A 12133-nucleotide genomic window follows, 5' to 3' on the forward strand; every position below is an offset into this window, starting at 1 on the left:
GTCAGTTCTCCGTCAGTGCCGTGAAGGCGGTCTCGAGGGTGGGCGCGGCGATCTCCAGGTCATGGGCACCGTTGTCGAGCAGGATGCGGGCGGCGGCGTCGGAGTCAGCGGTACGCAGGCTGAGTCGATCGCCGTCGAGCCGCACGCCGGCGACACCATCGGCCGCGCTCAGCAGGGCGACGAGCGCGCCCGCGTCTTCGTCGACCGTCGCCGAGACGGTCCGCTCTCCGAGGCTGGCGCGCAGCAGCGCGGTGGGGGCGTCGGCGACGACCGTCCCGCGATGCATCACCACGGTGCGGCGTGCGAACTGCTCGGCCTCCTCGAGATAGTGGGTGGCGAAGACGATCGTGCGCCCGGCATCCGCATCCGCCCGCATGACATCCCAGAAGTGCCGCCGGGCCGTGACGTCCATTCCCGCCGTGGGCTCGTCGAGCACCAGGATGTCGGGGTCGGACACCATCGCGAGCGCGAACTTCACGCGCTGCTGCTCACCACCGGAGCACTTCGAGACCCTTCGGCGGGCGAGATGCTCCAGGTCGGCGCGGGTCATGACATCGTCCACCCGGTCGAGGGCGTCGGCACCGTGGAGAGAAGCGATCAGCCGCACCGTCTCTCCGACGGTCAGGTCGCCGAGCAGGCCCCCGGTCTGCAGCACCGCCCCGATCGAACCGCTGGAAGTGGCGCGCTGCGGTGTCGTCCCGAGCACCCGCACGGTGCCGCTGCTGGGCTCGGTGAGCCCGAGAAGCATGTCGAGCGTGGTGGTCTTGCCCGCACCGTTCGGTCCCAGCAGCGCGACGACCTCGCCACGTCGGATCGACAGGTCGACCCCGTCGACAGCCTGCACCCGGCGGTCGCCCGTGCCGAAGTGTCGTTTCACGGCGCTCAGCTCGAGCACCACGGGTTCATCGGTCGGGGCGGCGGTTACCGGTCGAGCGGAGGCCCGCGTCGCCGTCCCGTCCACGAAGGAGTTGTTCATGCCTCCAGCCTCGTCCGATGCGGGCGGTGGCGCCGGAGGGCGGTGTCATCTCCTGGACGTGACACGTGTCATATCCAGGCGCCCCGCAGCCCCGGGAGGAGAACTCACCCTCGGGCGGAACGACCGGGGCCGACGCTCCGCCCGTCGAGGGGATCTCCGCCGGACGCGGAGCGGAGCCCGGGACCTCAACGCGCCGGAAGCAGCGCCCCCTCGAGGAAGTCGGCCAGCTCGGTCGTGTCATGCAGCGGCAGGATCGCTGCCACGTACTGGTCTGGCCGCACCACGACCACCACGCCGTCGCGCGACAGCTCGCGCGCGGCGAAGATGTCGGTCTCGGTCCACTTGCTGGGGCCCGCCGCGTACACCTTCTCCCAGTCGGTCAGTCCGAGCGGCCCGGTCTTCGGCTGGAACAGCGCGGGAGCCGAGGTGACCTCGACCTCTTCGAACGGCTGCCGATAGACCGCCTTGACATCGAAGACGGCATCGACGTCGGCGTCCTCCGGCGTGAAGCGCGCGAACAGCGGCTCGGCCGCCTCCGCCCATGTGGCGAGCCCTTCACCGGTGCGGTCGCCGAACGCGTACACGCGCCAGCGGCCGTCGGCCTTCGCGTGGTGCCCGAGGTGCACGACGTTGCCGTCGCCCACGCGCACGACCTCGGCGGACTTGAAGCGCTTCCCGAGCGGGAAACCCACGGCCAGATCCTGGTGCCGGTCGGTTCCGGTGATCATCGACGAGGTGTACTGCGTCATGAACCCCGACGGGAACTCTGCCGTGGCGAGGTAGTAGGTCGCCAGCTCGTTGGGGTCGGAGATCTCCTCGGGCTTCCGCGCCATCAGGCTCGACCACTCGCGGTCGAAGTCGATCAGCTGCTGCGCCACGGGCCGCCGCTCGGCACCGTACGTGGCCAGCAGGGCTTCCGGGGCACGGCCCGAGAGCACAGAGCCGAGCTTCCACCCGAGGTTGAAGCCGTCCTGCATCGACACGTTCATGCCCTGGCCCGCCTTGGCGCTGTGCGTGTGGCACGCGTCGCCGGTGAGGAACACCCGGGGCGTGCGTCCCGAACCGTCGATCACGTCGTCGAAGCCGTCGGTGACCCGGTGACCGACTTCGTACACGCTGTGCCAGGCCACCTCGCGGACATCGAGTGTGTACGGGTGCAGGATCTCGTTCGCGCGGCGGATGATCTCCTCGATCGGCGTCTGCCGTACGCGGTGGTCATCGTCGTCTGCGACCTCGCCCAGGTCGATGTACATGCGCGAGAGGTATCCGCCCTCCCGCGGGATGTGCAGGATGTTGCCCGCCTCGGAGTTGATCGCGCACTTGGTGCGCCAGTCCGGGAAGTCGGTGTTGACGAGCACGTCCATGACACCCCAGGCGTGCGCGGCCGAGGCGCCCACGTGCGTGCGGCCGATCGCCTGACGCACACCGCTGCGGGCGCCGTCGCAGCCGACGACGAACTTGGCACGGATGGTCCGCTCCTCACCCGAGCGCTCCCCCGCGACGTAACGGATGCCGACCTCGACGGGGTACTCCCCCTCGTCGTGCACCGTGAGGCCGGTGAACTCGACCCCGTAGTCGGGCACGATCCGGCCGGGCCCGTTAGCCGCGGCCTCGGCGAAGTAGTCGAGCACGCGGGCCTGGTTGACAATGAGGTGCGGGAACTCGCAGATGTCGTAGGCGTAGTCGGAGGTGCGCGAGGTGCGGACGATCTCGTCGCGCTTGTCCGGGTTCGGACCCCAGAAGTTCATCCAGCCGATGTTGTACGCCTCGGCGATGATCCGCTCGGCGAAACCGAACGCCTGGAACGTCTCGACACTGCGCGGCTGGATGCCGTCGGCCTGGCCGAGCGGAAGGCGCCCGTCGCGCTTCTCGATGATGCGGGTGGAGATGTCGGGATACTGCGCCATCTGGGCGGCGAGCAGCATCCCCGCAGGCCCCGACCCGACGATGAGCACATCGATCTCGTCGGGGAGGTCGGCGGGCCGCGCAACCCCGATGCCGGCGGCGCCCTGCACGCGCGGGTCAGCGGAGACGTAGCCGTGGTGGTGGAACTGCATCGTCGTCGATTCCTTCCGGACGTCATCGTCGGGTGTGTCTGTCGGAGGTGGTTCATCGGGTCTTGCACCCGACGCCATCGTGTTCTATATTCGAACACAACGTTCTACTATTGAACACAGCCTAAACCGCGCCGTCCGCGATCGCAAGGGAGCACCCGCATGCCCGACAGCACGATCCCCTCGCCCGCCTCCCAGACTCTCAGTCGCGGCATCCGCATCCTCGAGGTACTCGCCGATGCCCGCGGCCCCCTGACGATCGACGAGATCGCGTCCCGTCTCGGTGTGCACCGCTCCATCGCGTATCGCCTGCTGCGCACGCTCGAAGACCACGGGCTGGTCACGCGCGACGCCTCCGGAGCCGTGAATCTCGGGGCGCGCATGGCAGCACTCGCGGCCGGGGTCGCGCACGACCTGCAGGCCGAGGCGCTTCCCGAGCTCACGGCGATCGCCAACGAACTCGGCATGACATGCTTCCTCGCCGTCCTCGACGGCACCGAGTGCATCACGCTGGCCAGCGTCGAGCCTCGGCACGCGGTCGCGAGTGTCGCCCAACGCCCCGGCGCCCGACACCCGGTGTCGGTCGGCGCCCCAGGGAAAGCGATCCTCGCGCAGGTGCCGGTCGCGGAATGGCCGGATGAGGTTCCCGCATCGCTTCCTGCCGACGTCGATGCGGCGCGTGCCCGCGGCTATGCGACGAGCCACGACGAGGTCATCCCCACCGTCCAGTCCGTCGCGGTCCCGCTCACCCTGCGCGGACAGCGCCCGGCCGCGATCGCCGTCGTGCACGTGGCAACAGACCTCGACGATGCCGAGATCGCCGCGCGACTCCGACAGGCGGCGTCCGACATCCGCGACGCTCTCGACGGCTGACGCGCGCGCAGCCCTCGAGACGAAGCTCCCGCCGCGCTTCCTGTCGTCGCCGTGTGGCAGACGACAGGAAGCGCGACGGGAGCACGTCATGCCATCCGCGCGAGGTCAGGCCTTGGCGAGTCCGTAGATCGGGCTGACGGACTGCTCTTCCTCATGATCCGGTCCGAGCGGGATGCCCGAGCGGTCGCGGAGCAGCAGGGTCGCGACGAGACCCAGTACGGTCATTCCGGCCAGATACCAGGTGACGGCCCCCGTCGAGCCGGTCGCCTTCACGATGGCCGTCGCGATCGTCGGGGCGAACGCACCGCCGGCGATGGCGCCGATCGCGTACGAGATCGAGACACCGGAGAACCGGATGCTCGCGGGGAACAGCTCGGCGTACAGCGCCGCCTGCGGACCGTAGGTGAATCCGAGGCCGATCGTGAGGATCGCCAACCCGGCGAACAGCAGGCCGATCTCGCCGGTGTTGACCAGCGGGAACAGCGTGAACACACCGACCAGCTGCAGCGCCCAGCCGACGATGTACGTCGTGCGGCGGCCGATGCGGTCGGACAGCCACCCCGCGAGGAGCGTGGTGAGCAGCCAGGTGACCGCGGATCCGGCGACCGCCCAGAGCACGGGGCCGCGCTCGAGGCCGATGGGGCCGGCAGGGTCCGTGGCGTACCCCTGGATGTATCCGCCCGTGGTCATGTAGCCCACGGCGTTGTTGCCGGCGAACACGAACGCGGCGATGATCACGAGCAGCAGGTGCTTGCGGAACAGCTGCGCGATCGGCATCCGCGCCTTCTCCTTGCGCGCGGCGAGCTCGGTGAAGACCGGGCTCTCCTCGACCTTGCGGCGCACGTAGTACCCGACGAGGATCAGCACCACGCTGAGCAGGAACGGCACACGCCAGCCCCACGCGAGGAACTGGTCGCCGGGGGCGATCACCGTCATGAGCGCCATCACACCGGAGGCGAGCAGGAGGCCGAGAGGCACGCCGATCTGCGGGGACGCGCCGAAGATGCCGCGCTTCTTGCGGGGCGCATGCTCGACGGCCATCAGCACGGCACCGCCCCACTCACCGCCCGCCGAGATGCCCTGCACGATGCGCAGCAGCACCAGCAGGATCGGCGCCATCAGTCCGATGGTCTCGTACGTGGGCAGGATGCCGATGAGGGCGGTGGCCGCACCCATCAGGATCAGCGTCCACATCAGCACGGCCTTGCGCCCGAGCTTGTCGCCGTAGTGGCCGGCGAGGAAGGCGCCGAGGGGACGGAACAGGAAGCTGACGCCGACCGTGGCGAAGCCGATCAGGGCGCTGTTCTCGCCGAGCGGGGCGAAGAAGAGCTGACCGAACACGAGCCCGACGGCCGTGGCGTAGATGAAGAAGTCGTACCACTCGACCGTGGTGCCGATGACGGTGGCGAACACGACACGGCGCCGATCGGCCGCTGTCGCGATGGTTCCGGTGGGCGTGAACCCAGCCTGTGACTGCCCACTCATGGGGTGTCTCCTTTGGTTGTGACCGCATTGTCACGGCGTGCAGCGGAGCGGATCCGAAGTGCTTGCCGAGGGGTGAACCGATGATATATGATTTCGAATACGACGCACAAGGCGTCACGCACGACATCGCAGACGAGCGCAAGGAGGCGCCCCGTGACGGCCCCCATCACCCGCCCCGGCAAGATCATCGCGATCCACCTGAGCTATGCCTCGCGCGCCGACCAGCGCGGCAGGCGCCCTGCCTCCCCTTCCTACTTCTTCAAGCCGGCCAGCTCGGTCGGCGTCTCCGGTGGCACCGTCGAGCGCCCTGCCGGCACCGAGCTGCTCGCCTTCGAGGGCGAGATCGCTCTCGTGATCGGCACTCCCGCCCGCCGGGTCTCGCTCGACGACGCCTGGGACCACGTCGGCTGGGTCACCGCCTCGAACGATCTCGGCCTGTACGACCTGCGCGCGAACGACAAGGGCTCGAACGTCCGCTCCAAGGGCGGCGACGGATACACGCCGCTCGGCCCCGACCTGATCGATGCCCGCACGGTCGACCCCGCCGCCCTCCGGGTGCGCGCCTGGGTGAACGGAGAGCTCCGTCAGGAGGACACCACCGCCGGCCTCATCTTCCCGCTCGCGCAGCTCGTGGCCGACCTGTCCCAGCACTTCACGCTCGAGCCCGGCGATGTGATCCTCACCGGCACTCCCGCCGGTTCTTCGGTCATCGTCCCTGGCGACGTCGTCGAGGTCGAGGTGGATGCCCCGGAGGCCCCCGGCGCTCCGACCTCGGGCCGCCTCATCACCACCGTCACGCAGGGCGAGACGCCCTTCGACGGCGGCCTCGGATCACTCCCCGCCGTCGACGACCTGCAGCGCACAGAAGCGTGGGGCTCTCGCGAGGAGGCAGGCCTGCCTCCCCTCGAGAAGACGCACGGGCTCTCCCCCGAACTGCGCGCCCAGCTCCTCGAGGCGCCGACGGCCGGTCTGTCGGCGCAGCTCCGCAAGCGTGGACACCACTCCTGCTTCATCGACGGCGTGTCCGTGAACATCCCCGGCAGCAAGATTGTCGGCACCGCGAAGACGCTGCGCTTCGTGCCGTTCCGCGAAGACCTCTTCGCCTCCCACGGCGGCGGCTACAACGCCCAGAAGCGCGCGTTCGACGCCGTGGAAGAGGGCGAGATCATCGTGATCGAAGCCCGAGAGGATGCCACGACCGGCACCCTCGGCGACATCCTCGCCCTGCGCGCGAAGGTCCGCGGAGCGGCCGGGGTCGTCACCGACGGGGGCGTCCGCGACTTCGACGCCGTGGCCGAGATCGGTCTCCCCGTGTTCTCGCAGGGCGCGCATCCGTCCGTGCTCGGCCGCAAGCACGTGCCATGGGATGTGGACGTCACGATCTCCTGCGGCGGCGCGACCGTGCAGCCGGGCGACATCATCGTCGGCGACAGCGACGGCGTGATCGTCATCCCCCCGGCACTGGCTGCCGAGGTCGCGGCGAGCGCCGTCGCGCAGGAGATCGAAGATGCCTGGATCGCCGAGCAGGTGGCCGCCGGCCACCCCGTCGACGGGCTGTTCCCTCTGAACGCCGAGTGGCGAGCCCGCTACGAGGAGGCCATCTCCGACCGGAGCGCCGCCGACCGGAGCGCCGCTGACCGGAGCGCCGCTGACCGGAGTGCACGATGACCACGACGGCGGCCAGCAAGTCCGAGGTGGCTTACGAGTGGCTCCGCTCCCGCATCACGGGTCATATGTTCAGCCCTGGATATCGTCTGGTGCTGGGATCCATCGCGGACGACCTCCAGATGAGCGTCGTCCCGGTGCGCGAAGCCATCCGCCGCCTCGAAGCCGAAGGACTCGTGACGTTCGAGCGCAACGTCGGCGCACGCGTGACCCTCGTCGACGAGAGCGAATACGCCCACACCATGCAGACGCTCGGCCTCGTCGAAGGCTGCGCCACCGCGCTCTCCGCTCCCCTTCTCGACGACGCCGCCCTCGATGAGGCCACCCGCATCAACGAGCGGATGGCGCAGATGCTCGACCAACTCGACGCCCACGCCTTCACCGAGCTCAACCGCCAGTTCCATTCGGTGCTGTTCGAGCCGTGCCCCAACCCGCATCTGCTCGATCTCGTGCACCGCGGCTGGTCGCGGCTCTCCGGCATCCGCGACACGACGTTCGCATCGATCCCCGGACGCGCCCAGCACTCGGTCGAGGAGCACACCGAGATCCTCGATCTCATCCGCGCGGGTGCCGACCCTCTCGAGATCGAACTCGCCGCCCGCAACCACCGCTGGCGCACCATGGACGCGTTCCTCGACGCGCTGCACGCCCGTTCCACCCAGACGACTTCCGACCAGACGACTTCTGCCCAGACGACCGGAGAATTCTCATGACCGATTCGCGCATCCCCGCCGACCTCCCCGACCACATCCAGCACTACATCGACGGCGCATTCGTCGACTCCGTCGATGGAGACACGTTCGACGTGCTCGACCCGGTCACCAACCAGGCGTACACGACGGCCGCAGCGGGCAAGAAGGCCGACATCGAGCTCGCCGTCGCCGCCGCGAAGCGCGCGTTCGATGAGGGCCCCTGGCCGCGCATGCTCCCCCGCGAGCGGTCGCGGGTGCTGCACAAGATCGCCGACATCGTCGAGTCGCGCGATGCGCGTCTGGCCGCGCTCGAGTCGTACGACTCCGGCCTCCCGATCACGCAGGCACTGGGTCAGGCCCGTCGCGCCGCCGAGAACTTCCGCTTCTTCGCCGACCTGATCGTCGCGCAGTCCGACGACGCCTTCAAGGTGCCAGGGCGCCAGATGAACTACGTCAACCGCAAGCCGATCGGCGTCGCCGGGCTCATCACGCCGTGGAACACGCCCTTCATGCTCGAGTCGTGGAAGCTCGGTCCCGCGCTCGCGACCGGCAACACGGTCGTGCTGAAGCCTGCCGAGTTCACGCCGCTCTCCGCGTCCCTCTGGGCAGGCATCTTCGAGGAGGCGGGGCTGCCGAAGGGCGTCTTCAACCTCGTGAACGGCCTCGGCGAGGACGCGGGCGACGCGCTCGTGAAGCACCCCGACGTGCCGCTCATCTCCTTCACGGGTGAGAGCTCGACCGGACAGCTCATCTTCGGCAACGCCGCGCCGTTCCTCAAGGGGCTGTCGATGGAGCTCGGTGGCAAGTCGCCCGCCGTGGTCTTCGCCGACGCCGACCTCGAGGCCGCCGTGGACGCCACGATCTTCGGCGTCTTCTCCCTCAACGGCGAGCGCTGCACGGCCGGATCCCGCATCCTCGTCGAGCGCTCGATCTACGAGGAGTTCGTCGAGCGCTACGCCGCTCAGGCGAAGCGCGTCAAGGTTGGTTACCCGCACGACCCCGCCACGGAGGTCGGTGCTCTCGTTCACCCCGAGCACTACGAGAAGGTCATGAGCTACGTCGAGATCGGCAAGACCGAGGGGCGCCTGGTCGCCGGCGGCGGTCGTCCCGAGGGTTTCGAGGAGGGCAACTTCGTCGCGCCGACCGTGTTCGCCGACGTCTCCCCCGACGCCCGGATCTTCCAGGAGGAGATCTTCGGACCCGTCGTCGCGATCACGCCGTTCGACTCCGACGAGGAGGCGCTGTCGCTCGCGAACAACACCAAGTACGGACTCGCCGCCTACATCTGGACCAACGACCTCAAGCGGGCGCACAACTTCGCGCAGTCGGTCGAGGCCGGCATGGTGTGGCTGAACAGCAACAACGTGCGCGACCTCCGCACCCCGTTCGGCGGCGTGAAGGCCTCGGGTCTCGGTCATGAGGGCGGCTACCGCTCGATCGACTTCTACACCGACCAGCAGAGCGTGCACATCACGCTCGGGCCCGCCCACAACCCGACCTTCGGCAAGAACTGACCCACTGTCTCGTTCCGGTCGCACTCTCCGCCGCCCCACCGACGCGGATGCGACAGAGAGTGCGACCGGAACCTCACGCAAGGACGCTGACATGACACACCGCGACGACATGACCCTGACCTCCTCCGGCTTCTACGTCTCCCAGGAGGCGCCGATCCGCTCCGAGAACCCCATCGCGACGCCGCAGAGCTCGCCGCCGGACATCCTCCGCTGCGCGTACATGGAGCTCGTGGTCACCGACCTCGCGGCCTCGCGGCAGTTCTACGTCGACATCCTGGGCCTGTACGTGACCGCGGAGGACGACGAGGCGATCTACCTGCGGTCGACGGAGGAGTTCATCCACCACAACCTGGTGCTGCGCAAGGGCCCGATCGCCGCCGTGGCCGCGTTCTCGTACCGGGTCCGCACTCCCGAAGACCTCGACCGCGCGGTGGAGTTCTACACCGAGCTGGGCTGCGATGTGCGACGCGATGAGAACGGCTTCGTCACGGGCATCGGCGACTCGGTGCGCGTCGTCGACCCGCTCGGCTTCCCCTACGAGTTCTTCTACGCGACCGAGCACGTCGAGCGGATGTCGTGGCGGTACGACCTGCACATCCCCGGCGAGCTGGTGCGGCTGGACCACTTCAACCAGGTCACCCCCGATGTGCCGCGCGCCGTGGGGTTCATGCAGGATCTCGGATTCCGCGTCACGGAGGACATCCAGGACGACGAGGGCACCGTCTACGCCGCCTGGATGCGCCGCAAGCCCACGGTGCACGACACGGCCATGACCGGCGGCGACGGCCCCCGTATGCACCACGTGTGCTTCGCGACCCACGAAAAGCACAACATCCTCGCGATCTGCGACAAGCTCGGCGCGCTCCGCCGCTCCGACTCGATCGAGCGCGGCCCCGGGCGTCACGGCGTCTCGAACGCCTTCTACCTCTACCTGCGCGACCCCGACGGGCACCGCGTCGAGGTGTACACGCAGGACTACTACACGGGCGACCCCGACAACCCGGTCATCACGTGGGACGTCCATGACAACCAGCGTCGCGACTGGTGGGGCAACCCCGTCGTCCCGTCCTGGTACACGGATGCCTCGCTGGTCCTCGACCTCGACGGCAACCCGCAGCCGGTCGTGGCCCGCACCGACGACTCCGAGATGGCGGTCACGATCGGCGCCGATGGTTTCTCGTACACGCGCGCGGACGACGACAAGGACATGCCCGAGTACAAGCAGGGCGAGTACAAGCTGGGCCACCAGCTCTAAGGGGGCACGGATGCTGTCAGCAGAGACGATCACGCAGATCGCGGCGGAACTCGCGGAGGCCGACCGCACGCACTCCGTGATCCCGCGCATCACAGCTCGGTACCCGGAGGCCACGGTCGAGGACTCCTACGCGATCCAGGGGGTCTGGCGCGACTCGCAGATCGCCGCGGGTCGCCGACTCGTCGGTCGCAAGATCGGATTGACCTCGAAGGCGATGCAGCAGGCCACGGGCATCACCGAGCCGGACTACGGGGTGATGTTCGACGACACGGTCTACGACTCGGGAGCCGAGATCCCGGTCGACCACTTCTCGAACGTGCGCATCGAGGTCGAGCTGGCCTTCGTGCTGAAGACCCCGCTCGAGGGCCCCGACTGCACCCTCGACGATGCTCTCGCGGCGATCGACTACGCCGTCCCCGCGCTCGAGGTGCTGAACTCGCACATCGAGCTCGAGGGCCGCACGATCGTCGACACGATCAGCGACAACGCGGCGTACGGCGCGATGGTGCTCGGCACCGTGCGCAAGCTCCCCGATGAGATCGACCTGCGCTGGGTTCCCGGTGTCCTCTCCCGCAACGGCGAGATCGAGGAGACCGGTGTCGCCGCCGGGGTGCTCGGTCACCCGGCCACCGGGGTCGCGTGGCTCGCGAACAAGTTCCATCAGCACGGCGCGCGTCTCGAGGCTGGAGAGATCATCCTGGCAGGATCGTTCACACGCCCGATGTGGGTGTCGCGTGGCGACGAGGTGCTGTGCGATTACGGACCGATGGGAACAATCGCATGCCGCTTCGTCTAGCCCCTTCGTTCCGCGAGCAGATCGCGGACTCCGATCGCCCCTTCGTGGGCATGTGGGTCTGCTCCGGCAGCCCGCTGCTCGCCGAGGTCGCCGCGGGGTCGGGACTGGACTGGCTGCTGATCGACATGGAGCACTCGGCGAACACGCTCGAGTCCGTGCTCGTGCAGCTCCAGGCCGTCGCCGCGTACCCGATCGCCCCGCTCGTGCGGGTGCCGTCGAACGACACCGTCGCGATCAAGCAGATCCTCGACCTCGGAGCGCAGAACCTGATCGTGCCGATGGTCTCCTCCGCAGACGAGGCCCGCGCCGCCGTCGCGGCCACCCGCTACCCGCCCGAGGGCGTGCGCGGAGTGGGCAGCGCCCTCGCCCGCAGCGCGCGCTGGAACCGTGTCGATCGCTACCTGCAGGAATCGGCGCAGCACATCTCGCTCACGGTGCAGATCGAGACGGCGGCGGGCGTCGAGGCCGCAGCCGACATCGCCGCGGTCGACGGCGTCGACGCGGTTTTCGTCGGCCCTTCCGATCTGTCCGCGTCGATGGGCCTGCTCGGCCAGCAGACCCACCCCGAGGTCACGGCCGCCGTCGAGAAGGTCTTCGCCGCGGTCAAGGCGGCAGGTAAAGCCGTCGGCGTCAACGCTTTCGACCCGGCAACCGCCGACGCCTACTTCGCCGCCGGTGCCGACTTCGTGGCCGTCGGAGCGGATGTCGCTCTGCTCGCACGGGCGTCCGAGGCTCTGGCCGCGCGCTTCATCGCCACCGACGACTCCTCCCGCGCCAGCTACTGACCTTTCGAATCGCGCACGTGGCTGTGTCCAGGACCTGG

The 12133-nt window shown here is 69.0% G+C and carries 10 protein-coding genes; 7 read left to right on the top strand and 3 right to left on the bottom strand.

Annotated elements, in window-relative coordinates; translation table 11 throughout:
- Nucleotide 1: 1 nt before the first annotated feature.
- Both ACLFA2_RS03305 and ACLFA2_RS03310 read right to left on the bottom strand, forming a co-directional pair.
- Nucleotides 2-976, bottom strand: coding sequence for an ABC transporter ATP-binding protein (locus ACLFA2_RS03305; RefSeq protein ID WP_426622033.1), 975 nt, complete (start codon nucleotides 974-976; stop codon nucleotides 2-4).
- 185 nt (nucleotides 977-1161) lie between these two features.
- On the bottom strand, nucleotides 1162-3033 hold the full coding sequence (locus ACLFA2_RS03310) for an FAD-dependent monooxygenase (RefSeq protein WP_426622034.1): 1872 nt from the start codon (nucleotides 3031-3033) through the stop codon (nucleotides 1162-1164).
- A 159-nt stretch (nucleotides 3034-3192) separates the two neighbouring features.
- Here ACLFA2_RS03310 and ACLFA2_RS03315 point away from each other — a divergent pair, with 159 nt between their 5' ends.
- Entirely contained in the window at nucleotides 3193-3903 is a 711-nt protein-coding gene (locus ACLFA2_RS03315) for an IclR family transcriptional regulator (protein ID WP_021198823.1), read from the top strand.
- A gap of 105 nt (nucleotides 3904-4008) precedes the next feature.
- Here ACLFA2_RS03315 and ACLFA2_RS03320 read toward each other — a convergent pair whose 3' ends face one another.
- Nucleotides 4009-5388: an MFS transporter gene (locus ACLFA2_RS03320; RefSeq protein ID WP_426622035.1), complete on the bottom strand. Its 1380-nt coding sequence runs from the start codon at nucleotides 5386-5388 to the stop codon at nucleotides 4009-4011.
- A 153-nt stretch (nucleotides 5389-5541) separates the two neighbouring features.
- Here ACLFA2_RS03320 and ACLFA2_RS03325 point away from each other — a divergent pair, with 153 nt between their 5' ends.
- The 6 genes from ACLFA2_RS03325 to ACLFA2_RS03350 all read left to right on the top strand — a co-directional run bounded on the left by ACLFA2_RS03325 (nucleotide 5542) and on the right by ACLFA2_RS03350 (nucleotide 12095).
- Nucleotides 5542-7056, top strand: coding sequence for a fumarylacetoacetate hydrolase family protein (locus tag ACLFA2_RS03325; RefSeq protein WP_347125148.1), 1515 nt, complete (start codon nucleotides 5542-5544; stop codon nucleotides 7054-7056).
- Complete coding sequence (locus ACLFA2_RS03330; protein ID WP_021198826.1) at nucleotides 7053-7766, top strand: GntR family transcriptional regulator; 714 nt, start codon at nucleotides 7053-7055, stop codon at nucleotides 7764-7766. Before ACLFA2_RS03325 ends, ACLFA2_RS03330 begins: the two co-directional genes overlap by 4 nt.
- Nucleotides 7763-9259, top strand: coding sequence for a 5-carboxymethyl-2-hydroxymuconate semialdehyde dehydrogenase (gene hpaE / locus ACLFA2_RS03335; RefSeq protein WP_021198827.1), 1497 nt, complete (start codon nucleotides 7763-7765; stop codon nucleotides 9257-9259). Before ACLFA2_RS03330 ends, hpaE begins: the two co-directional genes overlap by 4 nt.
- A gap of 91 nt (nucleotides 9260-9350) precedes the next feature.
- On the top strand, nucleotides 9351-10514 hold the full coding sequence (hpaD, locus tag ACLFA2_RS03340; protein ID WP_021198828.1) for a 3,4-dihydroxyphenylacetate 2,3-dioxygenase: 1164 nt from the start codon (nucleotides 9351-9353) through the stop codon (nucleotides 10512-10514).
- 10 nt (nucleotides 10515-10524) lie between these two features.
- A complete protein-coding gene (locus ACLFA2_RS03345) occupies nucleotides 10525-11310 on the top strand; it encodes a 2-keto-4-pentenoate hydratase (protein WP_347125145.1) in 786 nt (261 codons plus the stop codon).
- Complete coding sequence (locus tag ACLFA2_RS03350) at nucleotides 11295-12095, top strand: HpcH/HpaI aldolase family protein (RefSeq protein WP_426622036.1); 801 nt, start codon at nucleotides 11295-11297, stop codon at nucleotides 12093-12095. The genes ACLFA2_RS03345 and ACLFA2_RS03350 overlap by 16 nt, the downstream gene beginning before the upstream one ends.
- Nucleotides 12096-12133 lie beyond the last annotated feature (38 nt).

This window comes from Microbacterium sp. As-52 (assembly GCF_049949185.1).
Taxonomy (GTDB): domain Bacteria; phylum Actinomycetota; class Actinomycetes; order Actinomycetales; family Microbacteriaceae; genus Microbacterium; species Microbacterium maritypicum_A.

Bases quoted from the DNA above. Each gene is read 5' to 3' on its own strand.
- ACLFA2_RS03345 (WP_347125145.1), top strand. From the start codon at position 10,525: ATGCTGTCAGCAGAGACGATCACGCAGATCGCGGCGGAACTCGCGGAG.
- ACLFA2_RS03320 (WP_426622035.1), bottom strand. From the start codon at position 5,388: ATGAGTGGGCAGTCACAGGCTGGGTTCACGCCCACCGGAACCATCGCG.
- hpaD (WP_021198828.1), top strand. From the start codon at position 9,351: ATGACACACCGCGACGACATGACCCTGACCTCCTCCGGCTTCTACGTC.
- hpaE (WP_021198827.1), top strand. From the start codon at position 7,763: ATGACCGATTCGCGCATCCCCGCCGACCTCCCCGACCACATCCAGCAC.
- ACLFA2_RS03330 (WP_021198826.1), top strand. From the start codon at position 7,053: ATGACCACGACGGCGGCCAGCAAGTCCGAGGTGGCTTACGAGTGGCTC.
- ACLFA2_RS03350 (WP_426622036.1), top strand. From the start codon at position 11,295: ATGCCGCTTCGTCTAGCCCCTTCGTTCCGCGAGCAGATCGCGGACTCC.
- ACLFA2_RS03310 (WP_426622034.1), bottom strand. From the start codon at position 3,033: ATGCAGTTCCACCACCACGGCTACGTCTCCGCTGACCCGCGCGTGCAG.
- ACLFA2_RS03305 (WP_426622033.1), bottom strand. From the start codon at position 976: ATGAACAACTCCTTCGTGGACGGGACGGCGACGCGGGCCTCCGCTCGA.
- ACLFA2_RS03315 (WP_021198823.1), top strand. From the start codon at position 3,193: ATGCCCGACAGCACGATCCCCTCGCCCGCCTCCCAGACTCTCAGTCGC.